General features: G+C 62.3%; 18 protein-coding genes, 2 tRNA genes and 1 pseudogene. 16 read left to right on the top strand and 5 right to left on the bottom strand.

The window, feature by feature from the left end; translation table 11 throughout:
• The 15 genes from tuf to V1261_RS11605 all read left to right on the top strand — a co-directional run bounded on the left by tuf (position 1) and on the right by V1261_RS11605 (position 19,189).
• Entirely contained in the window at positions 1–1,191 is a 1,191-nt protein-coding gene (gene tuf / locus V1261_RS11675) for an elongation factor Tu (RefSeq protein ID WP_329771776.1), read from the top strand.
• Between the two features lie 15 nt (positions 1,192–1,206).
• A tRNA-Trp gene (locus V1261_RS11670) sits at positions 1,207–1,282 on the top strand.
• Positions 1,283–1,430: 148 nt separating this feature from the next.
• Entirely contained in the window at positions 1,431–1,814 is a 384-nt protein-coding gene (secE, locus tag V1261_RS11665) for a preprotein translocase subunit SecE (protein ID WP_329771974.1), read from the top strand.
• 2 nt (positions 1,815–1,816) lie between these two features.
• Complete coding sequence (gene nusG, locus V1261_RS11660) at positions 1,817–2,386, top strand: transcription termination/antitermination protein NusG (protein ID WP_329771972.1); 570 nt, start codon at positions 1,817–1,819, stop codon at positions 2,384–2,386.
• Positions 2,387–2,505: 119 nt separating this feature from the next.
• The gene (gene rplK / locus V1261_RS11655; protein WP_329771969.1) at positions 2,506–2,937 is read left to right on the top strand and encodes a 50S ribosomal protein L11; all 432 of its coding nucleotides are present in this window, start codon (positions 2,506–2,508) and stop codon (positions 2,935–2,937) included.
• 1 nt (position 2,938) lies between these two features.
• Positions 2,939–3,634 carry a 50S ribosomal protein L1 gene (gene rplA, locus V1261_RS11650; protein ID WP_329771968.1) on the top strand — a complete coding sequence of 232 codons (696 nt, stop codon included), beginning with the start codon at positions 2,939–2,941 and terminating at the stop codon, positions 3,632–3,634.
• A 253-nt stretch (positions 3,635–3,887) separates the two neighbouring features.
• Positions 3,888–4,388 (top strand): 50S ribosomal protein L10, encoded by a 501-nt coding sequence (gene rplJ, locus V1261_RS11645; protein ID WP_329771967.1) that lies wholly within the window; start codon positions 3,888–3,890, stop codon positions 4,386–4,388.
• A 46-nt stretch (positions 4,389–4,434) separates the two neighbouring features.
• On the top strand, positions 4,435–4,812 hold the full coding sequence (gene rplL / locus V1261_RS11640; protein ID WP_091815627.1) for a 50S ribosomal protein L7/L12: 378 nt from the start codon (positions 4,435–4,437) through the stop codon (positions 4,810–4,812).
• Positions 4,813–5,134: 322 nt separating this feature from the next.
• Positions 5,135–9,247 carry a DNA-directed RNA polymerase subunit beta gene (gene rpoB, locus V1261_RS11635; RefSeq protein ID WP_329771966.1) on the top strand — a complete coding sequence of 1,371 codons (4,113 nt, stop codon included), beginning with the start codon at positions 5,135–5,137 and terminating at the stop codon, positions 9,245–9,247.
• A 71-nt stretch (positions 9,248–9,318) separates the two neighbouring features.
• Positions 9,319–13,557: a DNA-directed RNA polymerase subunit beta' gene (gene rpoC / locus V1261_RS11630; protein WP_329771964.1), complete on the top strand. Its 4,239-nt coding sequence runs from the start codon at positions 9,319–9,321 to the stop codon at positions 13,555–13,557.
• Between the two features lie 159 nt (positions 13,558–13,716).
• Positions 13,717–15,129, top strand: coding sequence for a 16S rRNA (cytosine(967)-C(5))-methyltransferase RsmB (gene rsmB, locus V1261_RS11625; protein WP_329771962.1), 1,413 nt, complete (start codon positions 13,717–13,719; stop codon positions 15,127–15,129).
• Positions 15,113–15,757 (top strand): DUF4390 domain-containing protein, encoded by a 645-nt coding sequence (locus V1261_RS11620; protein WP_329771960.1) that lies wholly within the window; start codon positions 15,113–15,115, stop codon positions 15,755–15,757. The genes rsmB and V1261_RS11620 overlap by 17 nt, the downstream gene beginning before the upstream one ends.
• A 25-nt stretch (positions 15,758–15,782) precedes the next feature.
• Entirely contained in the window at positions 15,783–18,224 is a 2,442-nt protein-coding gene (locus V1261_RS11615; RefSeq protein ID WP_329771958.1) for a sensor histidine kinase, read from the top strand.
• 80 nt (positions 18,225–18,304) lie between these two features.
• Positions 18,305–19,042, top strand: coding sequence for a response regulator (locus V1261_RS11610; RefSeq protein WP_329771957.1), 738 nt, complete (start codon positions 18,305–18,307; stop codon positions 19,040–19,042).
• A gap of 71 nt (positions 19,043–19,113) precedes the next feature.
• Positions 19,114–19,189: transfer RNA gene (locus V1261_RS11605), tRNA-Phe, on the top strand.
• 180 nt (positions 19,190–19,369) lie between these two features.
• On the opposite strand, the gene V1261_RS11600 is transcribed toward V1261_RS11605, so the two are convergent.
• The 5 genes from V1261_RS11600 to V1261_RS11580 all read right to left on the bottom strand — a co-directional run bounded on the left by V1261_RS11600 (position 19,370) and on the right by V1261_RS11580 (position 21,492).
• Entirely contained in the window at positions 19,370–19,579 is a 210-nt protein-coding gene (locus V1261_RS11600; protein WP_329771956.1) for a hypothetical protein, read from the bottom strand.
• Complete coding sequence (locus tag V1261_RS11595) at positions 19,573–19,839, bottom strand: hypothetical protein (protein WP_329771954.1); 267 nt, start codon at positions 19,837–19,839, stop codon at positions 19,573–19,575. The genes V1261_RS11600 and V1261_RS11595 overlap by 7 nt, the downstream gene beginning before the upstream one ends.
• Before the next feature lie 79 nt (positions 19,840–19,918).
• Complete coding sequence (locus V1261_RS11590) at positions 19,919–20,659, bottom strand: hypothetical protein (protein WP_329771953.1); 741 nt, start codon at positions 20,657–20,659, stop codon at positions 19,919–19,921.
• Between the two features lie 96 nt (positions 20,660–20,755).
• Complete coding sequence (locus V1261_RS11585) at positions 20,756–20,980, bottom strand: hypothetical protein (protein ID WP_329771951.1); 225 nt, start codon at positions 20,978–20,980, stop codon at positions 20,756–20,758.
• A complete protein-coding gene (locus V1261_RS11580; protein ID WP_329771950.1) occupies positions 20,977–21,492 on the bottom strand; it encodes a VRR-NUC domain-containing protein in 516 nt (171 codons plus the stop codon). The genes V1261_RS11585 and V1261_RS11580 overlap by 4 nt, the downstream gene beginning before the upstream one ends.
• 165 nt (positions 21,493–21,657) lie before the next feature.
• On the opposite strand from V1261_RS11580, the pseudogene V1261_RS11575 reads away from it, so the two are divergent.
• A pseudogene (locus V1261_RS11575) lies at positions 21,658–22,074 on the top strand (transposase); the annotation flags it as partial.

The raw sequence follows: 22,074 nt of genomic DNA, 5'->3' as shown, positions 1-22,074 counted from the left end.
ATGGCAAAAGAAAAGTTTGAACGGAGCAAGCCGCACGTCAACGTAGGCACCATCGGTCACGTGGACCACGGCAAGACCACCCTGACGGCAGCGATCGCTACCGTGCTGGCCAGGAAGTTCGGCGGCGACGCCCGCGACTACAGCCAGATCGATAACGCGCCCGAAGAAAAGGCCCGCGGCATCACTATCAACACTTCCCACGTCGAGTACGAAACGGCCAACCGCCACTACGCACACGTGGACTGCCCCGGCCACGCGGACTATGTGAAGAACATGATTACCGGTGCGGCCCAGATGGACGGCGCTATCCTGGTCTGTTCCGCTGCTGACGGCCCGATGCCCCAGACGCGCGAGCACATCCTGCTGTCCCGTCAGGTTGGCGTGCCCTACATCATCGTGTTCCTGAACAAGTGCGACATGGTGGACGACGAGGAGCTGCTGGAGCTGGTCGAGATGGAAGTGCGCGAGCTGCTGAGCAAGTACGACTTCCCGGGTGACGACACCCCGATCGTGAAGGGTTCTGCCAAGATGGCGCTGGAAGGCGACACCGGCGACCTGGGCGAAGGCGCCATCATGAAGCTGGCCGAAGCCCTGGATAGCTACATCCCGACGCCCGAGCGCGCCGTGGACGGCACTTTCCTGATGCCGGTGGAAGACGTGTTCTCCATCTCCGGCCGTGGTACCGTGGTGACCGGTCGCGTCGAGCGCGGCATTATCAAGGTCGGCGAGGAAATCGAGATCGTGGGTATCAAGGACACCCAGAAGACGACCTGCACGGGCGTGGAAATGTTCCGCAAGCTGCTGGACCAGGGTCAGGCTGGCGACAACGTCGGTATCCTGCTGCGTGGCACCAAGCGTGAAGACGTCGAGCGCGGCCAGGTGCTGTGCAAGCCGGGCTCCATCAAGCCGCACACCGAGTTCACCGCCGAGGTGTACGTGCTGTCCAAGGACGAAGGTGGCCGTCACACGCCGTTCTTCAACAACTACCGTCCCCAGTTCTACTTCCGTACCACGGACGTGACCGGTTCCATCGAGCTGCCGGCCGACAAGGAAATGGTGATGCCGGGTGACAACGTGTCCATCACCGTGAAGCTGATCGCCCCGATCGCCATGGAAGAAGGCCTGCGTTTCGCCATCCGCGAAGGTGGCCGTACCGTGGGCGCTGGCGTGGTTGCCAAGATCATCGCTTAATCGCTGAAAGGCTATAGGGGTATAGCTCAATTGGCAGAGCGTCGGTCTCCAAAACCGAAGGTTGGGGGTTCGATTCCCTCTGCCCCTGCCACCCTCTGAGGTGTGGCAAAAAAGAGAAGCCCGCTGCAAAGCGGGCTTTACTATTTCTGTAAGTCGATATAAAATCTAAGGCTTCGCTCTTTTTGGCGATAGTCTGATCCTGGCGTGTTGCCCGGATCTGCATATTCTGGAATTGCCACATGGCTTCTTCTCCTCAGGTTGAAACGGTAACTACCGGCGCCGACAAGGTCAAGGTAGCAGCTGCCGTACTGCTGATACTGGCAGGTTTTGTTGCGTACTTCATGCTGGCGCCGCAGGGTGCACTGGTGCAGTGGGTGGCCCTGCTCGTGGGCGTGGCGGCTGGTGTCGGCGCCTATCTGACGTCTGCCTCCGGCCGTGGCCTGGTGGATTTTTTCCGCGAAGCCTTCCGTGAAGTGCGCAAGGTCGTCTGGCCATCACGCAAGGAAGCCTCGCAGACCACACTGTTCGTATTCCTGTTCGTGCTGGTGATGTCGCTGTTCCTGTGGCTGACCGACAAGACCCTGGAGTGGATTCTGTACGGCCTGATTCTGGGATGGAGGTAAGCATGACAGAAGGAACGATGCTGGAAGCAGCAGCCAATCCCGATTTTCGCTGGTACGTGGTCCAGGCCTATTCGGGCATGGAGCGCGCTGTCGAGCGCAACCTGCAGGAGCGCATTGCGCGCGCCGATATGCAGGACAAGTTTGGTCGCATCCTGGTGCCGACCGAAGAGGTGGTCGAGGTCAAGAATGGCCAGAAACGCACTACCGAACGCAAGTTTTTCCCCGGCTACGTGCTGGTGGAAATGCTGATGGATGACGAAAGCTGGCACCTGGTCAAGCAGACCAGCAAGGTAACCGGCTTTGTGGGCGGTGCCCGCAATCGTCCGACCCCGATCTCCCAGGCTGACGTGCAGAAGATCGTCAGCCAGATGCAGGAAGGCAGCGAAAAGCCGCGCCACAAGGTGGAGTTCGAGGTGGGCGAGATGGTGCGCGTCAAGGAGGGCCCGTTTGCGGACTTCAATGGCAGCATCGAGGAAGTTAACTACGAAAAGAACAAGCTGCGCGTGTCGGTGACCATCTTCGGTCGTGCTACGCCGGTCGAGCTGGAGTTCTCCCAGATCGAAAAGACCTGATCCGGGTCGTCCAGTTTTTGGGTGATGCGTTTCCAGACCCGCGCATCATCGTCAAGCCAGGGTCGTAACCCCCGGGGAGCCTGCTGCTGGCAGGCGTTATTACCCGCAAGGAGAAAAGTATGGCGAAGAAAATCGTCGGCTTTATCAAGCTGCAAGTGCCGGCTGGCAAAGCCAACCCGTCGCCGCCGATTGGTCCCGCTCTGGGCCAGCGCGGTCTGAACATCATGGAGTTCTGCAAGGCGTTCAACGCCCAGACCCAGGGCGTCGAGCCGGGTCTGCCGCTGCCGGTGGTGATCACCGCGTTTGCAGACAAGAGCTTCACCTTCATCATCAAGACGCCGCCCGCAGCGACGCTGATCAAGAAGGCCATCAAGCTGGACAAGGGTTCTGCCAAGCCGAACACCGAGAAAGTTGGCAAGATCACCCGCGAGCAGCTGGAAGAAATCGCCAAGGCCAAGATGAAGGACCTGACGGCTGCCGATCTGGACGCTGCCGTTCGTACGATCGCCGGCTCTGCCCGTGCGATGGGCGTGACCGTGGAGGGCGTGTGAGATGGCCAAACTGACCAAGAAGCAAAAAGCCCTCGAGGGCAAGGTTGACAGCAACAAGCTGTATTCCGTGGCGGAAGCCCTGGAGCTGGTAAAAGAGTGCGCGACTGCCAAGTTCGATGAGTCCATCGACGTGGCCGTGCAGCTGGGCGTTGACGCCAAGAAATCCGACCAGGTGGTGCGTGGCGCCGTGGTGCTGCCCAATGGCACTGGCAAGACCAAGCGCGTTGCCGTGTTCGCCCAGGGCGCCAAGGCTGAAGAAGCCAAGGCTGCTGGTGCTGACGTGGTGGGCATGGACGACCTGGCTGCTGAAGTCAAGGCCGGCAACATGCCGTTCGACGTGGTGATTGCTGCTCCGGACGCGATGCGCGTGGTGGGTACCCTGGGTCAGATCCTGGGCCCGCGCGGCCTGATGCCCAACCCCAAGGTGGGCACCGTGACCCCCGACGTGGCTACCGCCGTCAAGAACGCCAAGGCTGGCCAGGTCCAGTTCCGCGTTGACAAGGCTGGCATCATCCACTCGACCATCGGTCTGCGTTCCTTTGACAACGAGAAGCTGCAGGGCAACCTGGCAGCCCTGGTGGAAGCGCTGAACAAGGCCAAGCCGGCCAGCAGCAAGGGCCTGTACCTGCGCAAGGTGGCCGTGTCTTCTACCCAGGGCGTTGGCGTTCGCGTCGACACCCAGACCATCGCTGCCTGATTGGCGCGATAAAGGCTTTGCACCGGGTAACCGGTGCAGGAGGTGGGCTGCCGGGCTTCGGTCCGGCAGGCCATCCAAGACCGCTGGCGTGCCGCAAGGCACTTAATCCTGCAAGCCAGCGCAGATGGCGATCCCGCACACAAGAGGTTGAAGGGAATCGGGCAACCGGTTCCAGGTTTCCGAAAGTGAGTTGGTCGCTGCAAGTAAGGGCGTGCATGTGGAGTGATCTCATGCACATTTTGAGGAGTAGATCTTGAGTCTCAATCGCAGTGAGAAAGAAGCGGTCATCAACGAAGTGACCGAACTCGCCGCTAAAGCTCAAACGCTCGTGATGGCGGAATACCGTGGTATCACGGTGGCCGACATGACCGAGCTGCGCAGCAAGGCCCGTAGCCAGGGCGTGAGCCTGAGCGTGTTGAAGAACACGCTGGCCCGTCGTGCCGTGGCCGGCAGCAGCTTTGAGTCTGCGGCTGACCAGATGACTGGTCCGCTGATCTATAGCTTCTCCGAAGACGCAGTTGCCGCCGCCAAGGTGGTAGCCGATTTCGCCAAGACCAACGACAAGCTGGTCATCCGTGGCGGCGTCTATGCCGGAAAAGCTCTGGATGTGAACGGCGTGAAAGAGCTGGCCAACATTCCTACCAAGGAAGTGCTGCTGTCGCAGCTGTGTGGCCTGCTCATGTCTCCGGTGTCGCGTACTGCACGCGTGCTGGCGGCTCTGGCAGAGAAAAAAGGCGAGGAAGTTGCTGCCTGATCGGCGGCAGATCCTGTCAACCAACATCATTTTTTAGGAAAACATCATGGCATTTGATAAAGACGCATTCCTGACCGCTCTGGACACCATGTCCGTCATGGAACTGAACGAGCTGGTGAAGGCTATCGAAGAGAAGTTTGGCGTGAGCGCTGCCGCTATGGCTGCTCCGGCTGCTGGCGGCGCTGCTGGCGGCGCTGCTGCTGCTGAAGAAAAGACCGATTTCGATCTGGTCCTGACCGAAGCTGGCGCCCAGAAAGTTGGCGTGATCAAGGTGGTGCGCGAAATCACCGGCCTGGGTCTGAAGGAAGCCAAGGACCTGGTGGACGGCGCTCCCAAGACGATCAAGGAAGCCATGCCCAAGGCCGACGCAGAAGCCGCTCAGAAGAAGCTGGTGGAAGCTGGCGCCAAGGCAGAACTCAAGTAATCGGGTTCTTCCTGAGGCTGGAGTGCCCGAAAGGCATTCCAGCCTTTGGTGTTTCTTGCGCGCACCGGCTCCGGGCTGGTGCTGCAGCAGAAAACACCTTCAAGCACAATGTGCCTCATGCCTGTTGTGCTTGAAAGTGTCTTCTGTTCCCGATGGCGGAAGACCCTTGGTTCGGGTCGCGTGCAACGCGTGACCGTCTGCCATTGGCTGGTAGGGGCCAGCCACCAAGATTGCGGGCAAGCGCAGGCCCGCATCCATCCGAGGAAAGACTAACCGCCGCGCTAGCAGACCAGACTGCTAGACGTCTTCACCTGGAGAGCCCATGTCTTACAGCTATACCGAACGCAAACGGATCCGCAAGAGCTTTGGCACACGCGACAGCGTGCTGAAGATCCCGTATCTGCTGCAAATGCAGCGTGATGCCTACACCGCCTTTCTGCAAAAGGACATCGCGCCGAAGAAGCGGCGCACCGAAGGCCTGCAGGCTGCGTTCGAATCCGCATTCCCGATTGTCTCGCACAACGGCTTTGTGGAAATGAAATTCGTCGAGTACAACCTGGCCAAGCCCGCATTTGACGTGCGCGAGTGCCAGACGCGTGGCCTGACCTTCGGTTCTGCCGTGCGTGCCCGTGTACAGCTCATCATTTATGACCGCGATGCGTCCACCGCCCAGTCCAAGGTGGTCAAGGAAGTGAAAGAGCAGGAAGTCTACATGGGCGAAGTGCCCCTGATGACCGAGAAGGGCTCCTTCATCATCAACGGTACCGAGCGCGTGATCGTGTCCCAGCTGCACCGTTCGCCCGGCGTGTTCTTCGAGCACGACAAGGGCAAGACGCACAGCTCGGGCAAGTTGCTGTTCAGCGCCCGCATCATTCCCTACCGTGGCTCCTGGCTGGACTTCGAATTCGACCCGAAGGACGTGCTGTACTTCCGCGTCGACCGTCGCCGCAAGATGCCGGTCACGATCCTGCTCAAGGCGATTGGCCTGAACCCGGAACAGATCCTGGCGAACTTCTTCGTCAACGACCACTTCCGCCTGATGGACACTGGTGCCCAGATGGAGCTGGTGCCCGAGCGCCTGAAGGGCGAAGTGGCGCGCTTCGACATCATCGACAAGGACGGCAAGGTCGTCGTTGCCAAGGACAAGCGCATCACTGCCAAGCACATCCGCGAACTGGATGCGGGCCAGACCAGCCATGTGAGCGTGCCGGAAGACTTCCTGATCGGCCGCGTGCTGAGCAACAACATCATCGATGGCGACACCGGCGAGATCATTGCCAAGGCCAACGAGGAGCTGACCGAAGCGCTGCTGAAGAAGCTGCGTGAAGCCGGTATCCAGGAAATTTCCTGCATCTTTACCAACGAGCTGGACCAGGGTGCCTACATCTCCCAGACGCTGCGTATCGATGACACGGCGGACGAGTTTGCCGCACGCGTGGCGATCTACCGCATGATGCGCCCCGGCGAGCCGCCGACCGAAGATGCGGTGCAGGCACTGTTCCATCGCCTGTTCTACAGCGAGGACAGCTATGACCTGTCGCGCGTCGGCCGCATGAAGTTCAACGCCCGTATCGGCCGCGACGAGGCCGAAGGCGCGATGGTGCTGTCCAACGAGGACATCATGGCCGTGGTCAAGACGCTGGTCGACCTGCGCAACGGCCGTGGCGAAGTCGACGACATCGACCACCTGGGCAACCGCCGCGTGCGTTGCGTCGGCGAACTGGCCGAGAACCAGTTCCGCACCGGTCTGGCACGTATCGAGAAGGCCGTGAAGGAGCGTCTGGGCCAGGCCGAGCAAGAGCCGCTGATGCCGCACGACCTGATCAACTCCAAGCCGATTTCTGCGGCGCTGAAGGAGTTCTTCGGAGCGTCCCAGCTGTCGCAGTTCATGGACCAGACCAACCCGCTGTCCGAGATCACGCACAAGCGCCGTGTCTCCGCACTGGGCCCGGGCGGTCTGACGCGCGAGCGCGCCGGCTTCGAGGTGCGCGACGTGCACCCGACGCACTATGGCCGCGTCTGTCCGATCGAGACGCCGGAAGGTCCGAACATCGGTCTGATCAATTCGCTGGCGCTGTACGCCCAGCTGAACGAATACGGTTTCATCGAAACCCCGTACCGCCGCGTGGTGGATTGCCAGGTGACCGATGAGGTCGACTACCTGTCCGCCATCGAGGAAAGCAAGTACATCATCGCCCAGGCGAACGCCACGCTGGACGAGAACGGCAAGCTGACTGGCGAGCTGGTATCTGCCCGTGAAAAGGGTGAATCGGTGCTGGTCGATCCGGCCGAAGTGCAGTACATGGACGTGTCCCCGGCACAGATCGCCTCGGTGGCGGCTGCGCTGGTGCCGTTCCTGGAGCACGACGACGCGAACCGTGCGCTGATGGGCGCCAACATGTCGCGTCAGGCGGTGCCGGTGCTGCGTCCGGAGAAGCCCATGGTGGGTACCGGTATCGAGCGCGTGGCCGCGGTCGACTCCGGCACCGTGGTGACGGCGCAGCGCGGTGGCGTGGTCGACTATGTCGATGCCACCCGTATCGTGGTGCGTGTCAACGACAACGAAGCCGTGGCCGGCGAAGTGGGCGTGGACATCTACAACCTGATCAAGTACCAGCGTTCCAACCAGAACACCAACATCCACCAGCGTCCGATCGTCAAGCGCGGCGACGTGCTGGCCAAGGGTGACGTGGTGGCTGACGGCGCATCGACCGACCTCGGCGAGATCGCCATCGGCCAGAACATGCTGATCGCCTTCATGCCCTGGAACGGCTACAACTTCGAGGACTCGATCCTGATCAGCGAGCGCGTGGTGGCGGACGACCGCTACACCTCCATCCACATCGAGGAACTGGTGGTGATGGCGCGCGACACCAAGCTGGGTGCCGAGGAAATCACGCGTGATATCCCGAACCTGAGCGAAGTGCAGCTGAACCGCCTGGACGATTCCGGCATCATCTACGTCGGCGCGGAAGTGAATCCGGGCGACGTGCTGGTGGGCAAGGTCACGCCCAAGGGCGAGACCACGCTGACGCCGGAAGAGAAGCTGCTGCGCGCGATCTTCGGCGAGAAGGCTTCTGACGTGAAGGACACCTCGCTGCGCGTGGACCAGGGTTCCAGCGGTACCGTGATCGACGTGCAGGTGTTCACGCGTGAAGGCATCCAGCGCGACAAGCGCGCCCAGCAGATCATCGACGACGAACTGAAGCGCTACCGTCTGGACCTGAATGACCAGATGCGTATCGTGGAAGCCGACGCCATGGACCGTCTGCGCAAGATCCTGATTGGCAAGGTCGCCAACGGTGGCCCGCAGAAGCTGGCACGTGGCAGCACGATCGATGCCAAGTACCTGGATGGCCTGGACAAGTACCACTGGTTCGACATCCGTCCGGCAGACGAGACCGTCGCCGATCAGATCGAAAGCGTGAAGAAGTCGCTGGAGCAGGAGCGTCACAGCTTCGACCTGGCCTTCGAGGAAAAGCGCAAGAAGCTGACGCAGGGCGACGAGTTGCCCGCCGGCGTGCTGAAGATGGTCAAGGTCTACCTGGCCGTCAAGCGTCGCCTGCAACCGGGTGACAAGATGGCCGGCCGTCACGGTAACAAGGGTGTGGTGTCCAAGATCGTGCCGGTCGAGGACATGCCCTACATGGCCGACGGTACCACCGCCGACATCGTGCTGAACCCGCTGGGCGTGCCGTCGCGCATGAACGTGGGTCAGGTGCTGGAAGTGCACCTGGGCTGGGCCGGCAAGGGCATTGGCCATCGCATCAACGAGATGCTGCAGCAGGAAAAGACCGCTGCCGAAGTGCGCCAGTACATGGAACAGGTCTACAACAGCTCTGGCCGTGTCGAGACGCTGCAGGACCTGGACGATGGCGAGGTGCTGTCCATGGCCCGCAACCTGACTGGTGGCCTGCCGTTCGCCACGCCGGTGTTCGACGGTGCTTCCGAGGAGGAAATCCTGGGCATGCTGAAGCTGGCCTACCCGGACGAGGTCGCCGAGGCCAAGGGCCTGACGCCCTCGCGCACCCAGGCCTACCTGTATGACGGCCGCACCGGCGAGCGCTTCGAGCGCCCGACCACCATTGGCTACATGCACTTCCTGAAGCTGCATCACCTGGTCGATGACAAGATGCACGCCCGTTCCACCGGTCCGTACTCGCTGGTGACGCAGCAGCCGCTGGGCGGCAAGGCCCAGTTCGGTGGCCAGCGTTTCGGTGAGATGGAGGTGTGGGCACTGGAAGCCTACGGTGCGTCCTACGTGCTGCAGGAAATGCTGACCGTGAAGTCGGACGACGTGCAAGGCCGTACCAAGGTCTACGAAAACATCGTCAAGGGCGAGCACGCCATCGATGCCGGCATGCCGGAATCGTTCAACGTGCTGGTCAAGGAAATCCGCTCTCTGGGTATCGATATCGAGCTGGAACGCGGCTGACCGGGCAGGGCGCCGAGGCGCCCGCCCTTCCGTGTTCCCCTTGTTGCATCCCCATTTAGGAAAGAGACATCATGAAATCTTTGCTCGACCTGTTCAAACAAATCAAGCCCGAAGAGCACTTCGACGCCATCAAGATCGGCCTGGCTTCGCCCGAGAAGATCCGCTCCTGGTCCTTCGGCGAAGTGAAAAAGCCGGAAACCATCAACTATCGTACGTTCAAGCCCGAGCGTGACGGCCTGTTCTGCGCCAAGATCTTTGGGCCGATCAAGGACTACGAATGCCTGTGCGGCAAGTACAAGCGCCTGAAGCACCGCGGCGTGATCTGCGAGAAGTGCGGCGTGGAAGTGACGCAGACCAAGGTGCGCCGCGAGCGCATGGGTCACATCGACCTGGCTGCACCCTGTGCCCACATCTGGTTCCTGAAGTCCCTGCCGTCCCGTCTGGGCCTGGTGCTGGACATGACGCTGCGCGACATCGAGCGCGTGCTGTACTTTGAAGCGTACGTGGTGACCGATCCCGGCATGACGCCGCTGAAGAAGTTCAGCATCATGTCCGAAGACGACTACGACAAGAACCTGGACGAATACGGCGACGAATTCCAGGCCAAGATGGGTGCCGAGGGCATCAAGGACCTGCTGGAAAGCATCGATATCGATTCCGAGATCGAGCGCCTGCGTGGCGACCTGACCGGCTCCGAAGTCAAGGTCAAGAAGAACGCCAAGCGCCTGAAGGTGCTGGAAGCCTTCCGCAAGTCCGGCATCAAGCCGGAGTGGATGGTGCTGGAAGTGCTGCCGGTGCTGCCGCCGGACCTGCGTCCGCTGGTGCCGCTGGACGGTGGCCGATTCGCAACCTCCGACCTGAACGACCTGTACCGCCGCGTCATCAACCGCAACAGCCGTCTGCGCCGTCTGCTGGAGCTGAAGGCACCGGAAATCATCGCGCGCAACGAGAAGCGCATGCTGCAGGAAGCCGTGGACAGCCTGCTGGACAACGGCCGTCGTGGCAAGGCCATGACGGGCGCCAACAAGCGTGCCCTGAAGTCGCTGGCCGACATGATCAAGGGCAAGGGTGGCCGTTTCCGCCAGAACCTGCTGGGCAAGCGCGTGGACTACTCCGGTCGTTCCGTGATTACCGTGGGCCCGACCCTGAAGCTGCACCAGTGCGGTCTGCCCAAGCTGATGGCGCTGGAGCTGTTCAAGCCCTTCATCTTTGCCCGTCTGGAGCAGATGGGCATCGCCAACACCATCAAGCAGGCGAAGAAGGAAGTCGAAAACAACAACCCGGTGGTGTGGGATATCCTGGAAGAGGTGATCCGCGAGCACCCGGTGATGCTGAACCGTGCGCCGACGCTGCACCGTCTGGGTATCCAGGCCTTTGAACCGATCCTGATCGAGGGCAAGGCGATCCAGCTGCACCCGCTGGTCTGTTCCGCGTTCAACGCCGACTTTGACGGTGACCAGATGGCCGTGCACGTGCCGCTGTCGGTGGAAGCGCAGCTGGAAGCGCGCGTGCTGATGCTGGCATCCAACAACGTGCTGTTCCCGGCCTCCGGCGAGCCCTCTATCGTGCCGTCGCAGGACGTGGTGCTGGGCCTGTACTACGCTACCCGCGAGAAGATCAACGGCAAGGGCGAAGGCATGGTGTTTGCCGACATCCAGGAAGTCGAGCGTGCGCTGGAAAGCAAGGAAGTCGAGCTGACGACGCGCATTTCCGTGCGCCTGACCGACTACGCCAAGAACAAGGAAACCGGCGAGTTCGTGCCGAATACCGGCCTGGTAGAAACCACCGTCGGTCGTGCGCTGCTGTCCGAGATCCTGCCGCAGGGCCTGCCGTTCAGCATCATGAACAAGGCACTGAAGAAGAAGGAAATCTCCAGGCTGATCAACAGCTCGTTCCGCAAGTGTGGCCTGAAGGAAACCGTGGTGTTTGCCGACAAGCTGCTGCAGAACGGTTTCCGTCTGGCCACGCGCGCCGGCATCTCGATCGCGATCGAGGACATGCTGGTGCCGCCGCAGAAGCACGAGATCATTGGCCGTGCCGAAGCCGAAGTGAAGGAAATCCAGCAGCAGTACTCCTCCGGTCTGGTGACCGCAGGCGAGCGCTACAACAAGGTGGTGGACATCTGGGGCAAGGCCGGTGACGAAGTGTCCAAGGTCATGATGGCCCAGCTGGCCAAGCAGAAGACCAGCGACCGCGATGGCAAGGAAGTGGATCAGGAGTCCTTCAACTCCATCTACATGATGGCCGACTCCGGGGCGCGAGGCTCTGCTGCACAGATTCGTCAGCTGGCCGGCATGCGTGGCCTGATGGCCAAGCCGGACGGCTCGATTATCGAGACGCCGATTACCGCGAACTTCCGCGAAGGCCTGAACGTGCTGCAGTACTTCATCTCCACGCACGGTGCGCGAAAGGGTCTGGCGGATACGGCACTGAAGACGGCCAACTCCGGTTACCTGACGCGTCGTCTGGTGGACGTGACGCAGGACCTGGTGGTGACCGAGCATGACTGCGGTACCAGCGATGGCCAGGTGATGCGCGCCATCGTCGAGGGTGGTGAAGTGATCGAGTCGCTGCGCGATCGTATCCTGGGCCGCTCTGCCGCCGAGGAAGTGCTGCACCCGGAAACGCGTGAAGTGCTGACCCGTCCGGGCGAGATGTTCGACGAGGACATGATGGACGTGCTGGAAGCTGCCGGCGTGGACGAGGTGAAGGTGCGTACCGCACTGACCTGTGCCACCCGCTTCGGCCTGTGCGCCACCTGCTATGGCCGCGACCTGGGCCGCGGTGGCCTGGTGAACGTGGGCGAGGCAGTCGGCGTGATCGCTGCCCAGTCCATCGGCGAGCCGGGTACCCAGCTGACCATGCGTACCTTCCACATCGGTGGTGCGGCATCGCGTGCCGCCATTGCCAGCAGCGTGGAAGCGCGCTCCAACGGTTTCATCGGTTTCAACTCGATGATGCGTTACGTGAGCAACCGCAAGGGCGAGCTGGTGGTGATTTCCCGTTCCGGCGAGATCATCATCTCCGACGAGCACGGCCGTGAGCGCGAACGCCACAAGGTGCCGTACGGTGCGATCCTGTCGATCAAGCCCGACCAGCAGATCAAGGCCGGCACCATCCTGGCCAACTGGGACCCGCTGACGCGTCCGGTGATCACCGAGTACGCCGGTCAGGTGAAGTTCGAGAATATCGAGGAAGGCCTGACCGTGGCCAAGCAGGTCGACGAAGTGACCGGCCTGTCCACGCTGGTGGTGATCGATCCGAAGCGCCGTGGCTCTACCAAGGTGGTGCGTCCGCTGGTGAAGCTGATCGATGCCGAAGGCAAGGAAGTGAAGATCCCCGGTACCGACCACGCAGTGGCGATCGGCTTCCAGGTGGGCGCGCTGATCCAGGTGCGTGACGACCAGGAAGTGGGCCCCGGCGAAGTGCTGGCGCGTATCCCGATGGAAGGCCAGAAGACCCGCGACATCGTGGGTGGTCTGCCGCGCGTGGCCGAACTGTTCGAAGCCCGCACGCCGAAGGACAAGGGCGTGCTGGCCGAGATGACCGGTACCATCTCCTTCGGCAAGGAAACCAAGGGCAAGGTGCGCCTGCAGATTACCGATCCGGAAGGCAAGGTCTGGGAAGAGCTGGTACCCAAGGAAAAGAGCATCCTGGTGCACGAAGGTCAGGTGGTGAACAAGGGCGAGAGCATCGTCGATGGTCCGGCCGACCCGCAGGACATCCTGCGCCTGCTGGGCATCGAGGAGCTGGCGCGCTACATCGTGGACGAAGTGCAGGACGTCTACCGCCTGCAGGGTGTGAAGATCAACGACAAGCACATCGAGGTGATCGTGCGCCAGATGCTGCGTCGCGTCGTGGTCGAGAACCCTGGCGAGTCCAGCTACATCGCCGGTGAACAGGTCGAGCGCAGCGAGATGCTGAACACCAACGATGCGCTGCGTGCAGAAGGCAAGATGGAATCGACCTACAGCAACCTGCTGCTGGGTATTACCAAGGCCTCGCTGTCGACCGACTCCTTCATCTCTGCCGCATCCTTCCAGGAAACCACGCGCGTGCTGACCGAGGCTGCCATCATGGGCAAGCGCGACGAGCTGCGTGGCCTGAAGGAAAACGTGATCGTGGGTCGCCTGATCCCGGCCGGTACCGGTCTGGCCTACCACCAGGCGCGCAAGACCAAGGACGAGATGGACGAAGCCGAGCGCATGGCGATTGCCCAGGCCGAAGAGGATTCCCTGTTCGCCACCAGCGACGATGTCGCCGGCGAAGAGGCTCCGGCAGCTCCGGAAACGGACGCTGGCGAGGAGTGATCCACACGGCAGCCTGTGCCTGACAGGCTGCCGTATCGCCACAGGCGCTTGCCCGTCTGCTGACGCAAGTGCATGATGAACCTGTGCAGCCCGTGCTGCACAGGTTTTTTTCTGGCTCGGACCCACAGTCCGATCCATGTCTACGAAACAGGAATCCCGATGAACAAGCCGGTTTCAGTCCCGCCGAATCCCGCCGCCAGCCGTGGCGATACCCCGCTGTGGCAGCAGCTGCAGCAGGTCGCCGTGGTGATGCAAAAGGTGGAGGCCGGTGCCAGTGCCACTACTGCGCTGGAAGCGGTGCCGGCGGCCATCCGCCCGGGCGTGCAGGCGCTGGTGTTCGAGACGCTGCGCGGGCTCGGCGTGGGACGGGTGCTGTGTCGCCAGCTGGTGCAGCGACGTCCGGCACCCTTGCTGCAGGCCTTGTTGCACAGTGCGCTGGTACTGGCCTGGCAGGCTGGTGAACAGCGCGAAGATGGCCGTGGCTATACCGACTTTACGCTAGTCAGCCAGGCGGTGGAGGCAGCCAAGCGCCATCCGAAGCTGCGCCACAGCGCGGCGATGGTGAATGCCGTGCTGCGGCGTTACCTGCGCGAGCAGCCGGCGCTGCGCCAGGCGGTGCAGCAGGCCAGCCCGCAGGGCGATCCGGCGCTGCTGAACGTGCCGGAGTGGTGGCTGCAGCGGCTGCAGCGCGACCATGGTGCGGAGGCGGCTACGGCCCTGATCCACCATGGCCAGCGCGCCGCACCGATGACGCTGCGCGTCAATGCACGCCACATGAGCGCCGATGCCTATCTGGAACAGCAGCTGCGTCCGGCCGGGCTGGATGGCTGGCGTCAGGGTGTCTATGGCATCGTACTGCAGCGCCCCTGTCCGGTGCAGCAGCTGCCGGGCTTTGCCGAGGGCTGGGTATCGGTGCAGGACATGGCGGCACAGCTGGCGGCACCGCTGTTGCTGGAGGCGCTGCCATCGGGTGAACGCCTGCGTCTGCTGGATGCCTGTGCCGCACCGGGCGGCAAGACGGCGCACCTGCTGGAGCTGGGCGACCATGAGGTGCTGGCGCTGGACCAGGATCCGCAACGCTGCGAGCGTATTCACGATACGCTGCAACGCCTGAGACTGCCGGCCGAGGTGCGCGCGGTGGATGCCGCCGAGGTGGAACGCTGGTGGGACGGCCACCTGTTTGACGGCATCCTGCTGGATGCGCCGTGTACCGCATCGGGCATCGTGCGGCGCCATCCGGATGTGCCCTGGCTGCGTCGCGCCTCGGATGTGCCGCAGCTGGCAGCCGCCCAGGTGCGCCTGCTGCAGGCATTGTGGCCGCTGCTCAAGCCGGGTGGCCGCCTGCTGTACTGCACCTGTTCGGTATTCCGGGAAGAGGGCGATGCGCAGATCGAGGCGTTCCTTTTGCACCACAATGATGCACTCCGTCTGCCAGCACCCGGGCATTTGATACCCATGGGGGTTAGCGGAACTCCCCGTCTCATGGACAATGGGGTGGCCGGTGACACTGCTGTGACTGGCCTGATGGATCATGACGGTTTCTACTATGCCCTGCTTGCCAAACGCGACTGAACCCGCGCCGCTGTCCCGCCGCCATGTGCTGCGGGCTGCCGGTGCGGCCACGCTGTGCCTGGCCGGTGGCCTGCCGGCCGCCTGGGCCGCATCGGCATCGATCCAGAATGTGCGCTTTGAACTGACGCAGGATGCGGTGCGCATGACCGGCAATGTGCGCTTTGCCTTGTCCGATGGCGTGCAGGAAATCTTGAACAAGGGCGTGCCGCTGTATTTCGTGTTCAGCACCAATACCGTGCAGGAGCGCTGGTACTGGTCCAACCGGCAGGTGCACAAGCGCCAGCGCTACATGCGCCTGGCCTATCAGCCACTGACGCGCAAGTGGCGTGTGAATTTCAGTACCGAACCGTTCAACCGCAGCGGCGTGACCGGTGTGGTGGTCAACCAGAACTACGATACGCTGCAGCAGGCGCTGAGCGTGATCCAGCGCATTTCCAACTGGGAAGTGCTGCCGAGTGCCGACTGGGACAAGGATGCCGGCTTTGCCGTCGATGCGTCCTTCCAGCTCGATATCAGCCAGCTGCAGCGGCCGCTGCAGATCGGCACCAGCAGCCAGGCCGACTGGAATATCGAGGCGCGCCGCAGTTTCCGCCTGAACCAGCAGGAGCTGGTGTCGCCGGGCGGCTGAGCGTTCCGTCAGGCGGCAGCGCACTATGTCCCGACCGGCTTCCCCACCACGCCAGGGCTTGCTGAAGTCCTTTGACCGCTACTGGAAGACCAGCGGCGCGACGCTGCGCTGGGCGGTGCCGGTGATCCTGCTGCTGATCCTGTCGATCGTGCTGGTGATGATGTTCCTGCTGGCACAGGCGACCGGCAACAGCGCCCTCTACGAACCCCACTTCGAGCGCCTGCTGGTCGTCAACCTGGTACTGGCGGTATTCCTGTTTGCCATCATCCTGTGGATGGGCTGGCGCGTCTGGTCGCGCTACCGGCGCGGCCGTTTCGGCAGCAAGTTGCTGCTGAAACTGGCCGCGGCCTTTGTGCTGGTGGCCAGTGTGCCGGGGGCGCTGATCTACCTGGTGTCCTACCAGTTCGTCACCAGCTCGATCGAGAGCTGGTTTGACGTGAAGGTGGAAACCGCGCTCGGGGCTGGCCTGAACCTGGGCCGCAACGTGCTCGACACCATGACGCACGATGCAGCGATCAAGACCCAGGCCGCCGGCCAGCAGCTGGAGCACACGCCGGTGTTCAACCTGAACCTGGAGCTGGAACGTCTGCGCCAGCAGCAGAATGCCGAGCACATGATGCTGTGGTCGCAGAGTGGCGAACGCATTGCCAGTGCCGGTGGTGCGCTGTTCACGGCAAGTGCGATTGCGCCTTCGCCCGAACTGCTTGCCGAGCTGCAGCAGAAGCCGGTACTGGCCAGTATCGAAGGCCTGGAGGCATCGACCGATGCCGATATCGCCGACGCGCAGACCGAGCAGAAACTGCAGCAGCAGCTCAGCCGCCATGCCCGCATCGTCGCTTACACCATGGTGCGTTCCAGCGGCTTTGGCCTGCTGGAGCAGGCCTGGATCCTGCAGGTGGTGCAGCCGCTGCCGCAGGAGCTGCTGCAGAACGCGCTGATGGTGCAGGATGCCAACCGCGAATACCAGGAGCGCGCGCTGGCACGCAGCGGCATGACGCGCATGTTCATTGGCACGCTGACGCTGACGCTGATCCTGGCGGTGTTTGGGGCCGTGCTGCTGGCGGCGGTGCTGGCGACCCAGCTGGCGCGGCCCTTGCTGATGCTGGCCGAGGGCGTGAAGCAGGTGGCGCAGGGCGACCTGAGTCCGAAGCAGGTCTATGAGGTGGATGACGAGCTGGGCGGCCTGACGCGTTCGTTCTCGATGATGACGCAGCAGCTGGCCGATGCGCAGCAGGCGCTGACCAGCAGCGTGGCCGAACTCGATGCCTCGCGCGCCGAGCTGCAGACGATCCTGGACAACTTGAGCAGTGGCGTGATGGTGCTGGATGGCGAAGGCCATGTGCTGTCGGTCAACCCGGCGGCGGAGCGCATTCTGCAGGTCACGGAATCGGACCTGATTGGCCACGAACTGGCTGGTTTTGCCGGGTTGGAGCAGCTGGCGCTGGCGGTGGCCAGCCAGTTCGAACTGATGCAGGAGGGCGAGGAGCCCCTGCCGCCGCAAGAAGAGACGGCGCCGGAACAGGACGAGGAGCTGCTGGAAGAGCGCTTCCGCAGCAAGACCACCTCCGAGTACTGGCAGCAGACCGTGGAGCTGAACCCGGGATCGCATGCCGGGCTGCAGCAGGACAATACCACGCTGATGCTGCGGGGCGTGAAGCTGCCGGTGCCGGAACTGCAGGGCGCACGCCTGCTGGTGTTCGAGGACATCTCGGCGATCATCTCGGCGCAGCGCGCGCAGGCCTGGGGCGAGGTGGCGCGCCGGCTGGCGCACGAGATCAAGAACCCGCTGACGCCGATCCAGCTGTCAGCCGAGCGCATGGAAATCAAGCTGATGGACAGCCTGCCGGAACAGCAGCAGGCGATCCTGGCCAAGTCGGTGCGCACCATCGTCGAGCAGGTGGATGCCATGAAGCGACTGGTGAACGAGTTCCGCGACTATGCCCGCCTGCCCACGGCCGAGCTGGCGCGGACCGACCTGAATGCGCTGGTGACCGATGTGGTGCAGATGTACGAGGCCACGGAAACTGCCCAGTCCGTGCCGGTGGTGATGGAGCTGGATCCGGAATGCCAGCCGGTGATGGCTGACGCCCAGCAGCTGCGCCAGGTGATCCACAACCTGGTGCAGAACGCGCAGGATGCTCACGAGCACGCCGGCCTGGTGCATCGGCCGGTGCTGCTGCAGACGCAGTGGCGCCCGATGACGCGCCGCGTGCGGCTGTCGATCAAGGACGAGGGCGGCGGTTTCCCCGAGCATATCCTGGTGCGTGCGTTTGAACCGTATGTCACGACCAAGTCCAAGGGCACCGGCCTGGGGCTGGCTGTGGTGAAGAAGATTGCCGACGAACATGGCGCGCGGCTCAAGGTCGGCAACCGTGAACCGGTGGGCGATATCAGCGGTGCGCAGGTTAGCCTGCTGTTTCCGCCGCTGCCGGAACAGGTGGAATCGCCGGCTGCTGCATCAGCCTGACGGAGGCGGTGTGCTTGTGGCACAATGCCTGTATCATTGTCGCAACACATTCCGGATTCCCCGGGTGAGGAAGTACAAAGATGGCAAAGATTCTGGTCGTGGACGATGAACACGGCATACGGGAACTGCTTTCCGAGATCCTGAACGACGAAGGGCACGCGGTGGACCTGGCGGAGAATGCCGCCGAGGCGCGTCAGGCACGCCAGCAGAGCAACTACGATCTGGTGCTGCTCGACATCTGGATGCCCGATACCGACGGCGTGACCCTGCTCAAGGAATGGTCCGGCCAGGGGCTGCTGACCATGCCGGTGATCATGATGAGTGGCCACGCCACCATCGATACCGCAGTCGAGGCCACGCGCATCGGTGCCCAGGCCTTCCTGGAAAAGCCGATCACCATGCAGAAGCTGCTCAAGGCAGTGCAGCTGGGGCTGGCCCGGGATGGCGGTCGTCCGGCCGAGACGGTCAGTGCGCCGCCGCCCATGGCTGCTGCACCGGCGCCGGTGATGGCTGCCGCCGATAGCGCCGTGCCGGCAGTGGGTGCGCCTGCCATGGTCGCGCCAGCCTACCAGCCGGTCGCTGCGGCACCGACCGGCATGGCCGTGCAGAACAATTTCCAGAGCTTCGACCTGGACAAGCCGCTGCGTGACGCGCGCGACGAGTTCGAGCGCTGCTACTTCATCTACCACCTGCAGCGCGAAAATGGCTCCATGACCCGCGTCGCCGAGAAGACCGGCCTGGAGCGCACCCACCTGTACCGCAAGCTCAAGCAGCTGGGCGTGGACATTGCACGCGAGAAGAAGCAGGCAGCCGGTTGAGGCCTGGATGACAAATTTTTTGCAGGACTTGCAAAAAATGCCAAAAACCCGTTATACTTAGCAGCTTCAAAGGCTCGGTAGCTCAGTTGGTAGAGCAGCGGATTGAAAATCCGCGTGTCGGTGGTTCGATTCCGCCCCGAGCCACCACTTCAAAAGTGGTGCAAATTCAAGCGCTTAGGCTCGAAAGGCCTGGGCGCTTTTTCTTTGCCTGAAAGTGGTGTTTTTGCTTCATGTAGCCACCATGTAGCCAGCAGTGCAGGGTTTTTGCATTTTTGAGCGGCCACAAAAAAGCCCGCAAGGCGGGCTGTGGATGTGCGGCGTTGGGGGTTAGTCATCGCGCTGCTTGCGGGCGCTCACGCGCTCGATGACGATAACCTTGGGCGGCTCGCATCCCCATTTGTCGCGGTACTCGGTCAGCACCTGTTCGCGTTGCTCCGGGTTCCAGTCGAACACAATGGGGATTGGCAATTGTTCTGTGGCGCTGGCGTCCAGCACCTTGCCCACATCGCGCAGGCGCTGGCGTAGGTGCTTCACCATTTCTTCGCCCTCGCGGCCTGGGTTTCGGCCTGCTGCTCAAGCTCTGCCAGCCGCTTTTCAATGTCGCTGCCCTCAATCATGCGCCCCAGCAGGGCCAGCACGTTAGCCAGCTTGGACACTTCGGCCACATCGCGGGTGCCTGCCTTGCCCTCGCGGTAAAGGCGTGCCATCTCTGCCCGTACGTCATCAATTGTTTGCAGTTTCAGGCGCAACCTGGGGGGTGCAGCCTTGCATTCAGTGTTTATGCGGTCTATAGCCATTTTCTATTGTCCTTTCAAAGCCATTAAACAGGCCTACAGCGCGTTTTTAGGCACACTGTAAGCCCACACTGCGGCTGTCTTATTCGGTAGCGTCTGCGGCCTGATTTGCGGCCAGCTTGTCGGCAAGGGACTGTACGACACCAGGCAGGCGGTAGCCGGTATCGTGGCCTACGTGTTTCACCATCTCGGCAGGTGTCCACTGCGCGATGGGCTGCAATTCGTCTATGGCAGCTTGTGCGACTTGGCGGGCAGTGTCGATGGCTTCGGCTTCTTCACCGAAGCGCACGGCGTCAGCCGGGCTAATCAGACTGCCCACCACGCGGGCCTGTACTTCTGGTGTCAGCCCGGATAACTCAACAGGGATGCGGGCCAGTGCTTGGCGGGTGCGCTCGCTCGCCATCGTCAACGCGGTAGGGGTGGGATTCGCTGCCTTTACACTCGCTGCCAGCGCCAGGTCAATCAGCGTGTCGTTGACGCTTGCCTCAGGAATGACAATGGCCTTCTGCATCTCGGCCCTGTACTCTGCATCCAGTGCAGCAATCTCGCGGGCCACGCTCGCAACATTACCGAAAACGCTTGCAGCGGCAGTACGGCCTCGGGCCGCCTTGCCTTCGCTGGACAGTTCCCTGTCGGCATGGATGGCGTCGATTCGCTGGTCGTGCGCCTGCATGATTCCAGTGATGGAGCTAACGCGCTCGCCATCAATCAGCGCCAGTGCACGCTGCGCACGTTGTGAAGTCGTATTGGAAAGGCCAGAAGCTTTCACCATGAATTTGGTGATGTCGGCAATGCGGGCGGTGGGGATAGTTTTGACGCTCATGATTCGGATTCCTTGTAATCTGGATTTGCCGAGTGGTAGCCCTCGGCTGGCTTGGTGCGGTTTCCCGCATCGGCTGCGGTTGCAGCGTCGTCACCGTCAGTGAATCGTGGATTCGTCACATTCGGCCAATACCTGCCCCATGCGCTCCTTTGTCAGTGCGCGGTGCAAGTCCTCAATAATTCCCATGGCTTGGAGCAGCGCCATAAAGGCGGCGCGGGCTTTGCGGTTCTGGTGGGGGATGCCATCAATTGCCAGTTCGTCACCAGCGGCAATCACGGCGCGGATGCGCTTATGGATGGCTTGCAGTTCGTCAAATGTCATTGCTCGCCCCATGCTTGAAGTTCGCGCAGCACATCGCGGCAGTTGCGTGCAACAAAGGCCACGCCACCGGCAGCGCGGATGCGCTCAAGAAATAGGGCTTGTTCAGGGCGTAGGCGTCCGGTGGGTGCTTTCACCTCCACCCCCAGCAAACGGCCATCCCTCATCTGCCCCAGTACATCAGGGCACCCCGCCCAGCCGAAGCGGATAAACCTGCCCTGTACCTTGGCGGCTCCGCTGTTCATCCGTTCGGCCCATGCCACAGCAGGATGTGCGCTAAGTGCCTTCAGCACCTCCAGCAGTGCGGCGGCTTCAGGGCGGCTGTTCGTGCGGGGTTTCTGTATCTCATCCCCCAGCAAGTCAGTGTCAGGTGCCGGGCAGGTGCTGATAGGTGCAACCCTATAGGGTGTTGCACTCATCTGCACCTTTTCTGCCTTGGGTGCGGATAGGTGTTTGGCATCAGTTCGCACCATTTCGCACCCCCACATGCACAGCCACCATTCCGGCAGCTTCATGCACCACGCCAGCAGTTACCAGCTTCTTAAGCTCGCGGTAAATCGCGGACTTGTCATACCGTCCGGTGAAGTGCTCGATTACGGCTTTCTTGCGAACGGCGGCAGGCTGTGTGGAGTTGACCCGGTTCCGTGGACACATCATTCTTTGTGTTCAAGGAGTCGCAGATGTCCAAAGTACGACCGCCGTACCCGGCGGAATTCCGTCGGCAGATGGTCGAGCTGGTTCGAGCCGGCCGCTCACCCACACAGCTCTCGCGTGAGTTCGGTGTCACTGCCCAGTCCATCACCAACTGGGTCGGTCAGGCCGCCATCGACGAGGGCAAGCCCTTACCTGGCAAAGAAGGCCTGACCACCGCCGAGCGAGAAGAATTGGTGCGGCTGCGCCGCCAGTTGCGTCAGGTCCAGATGGAGCGCGACATCCTGGCAAAGGCTACGGCCTGGTTCGCCGGTCGCAGCGATGCGACATCCACGAAGTCTTCGGACTCGTGATGGCGAACCAGGCCGACCTTCCTGTGCGCGCCATGTGCCGCGTGCTCGGTGTCTCCGCCAGCGGCTTCTATGCCTGGCGAGAGCGTGCTCCAT

It is taken from the genome of Brachymonas sp. J145 (genome assembly GCF_036312245.1).
GTDB lineage: Bacteria > Pseudomonadota > Gammaproteobacteria > Burkholderiales > Burkholderiaceae_C > Brachymonas > Brachymonas wangyanguii.
Note: the sequence above shows the minus strand (reverse complement) of the source record. Positions and strands in the feature narration are given on the sequence as shown.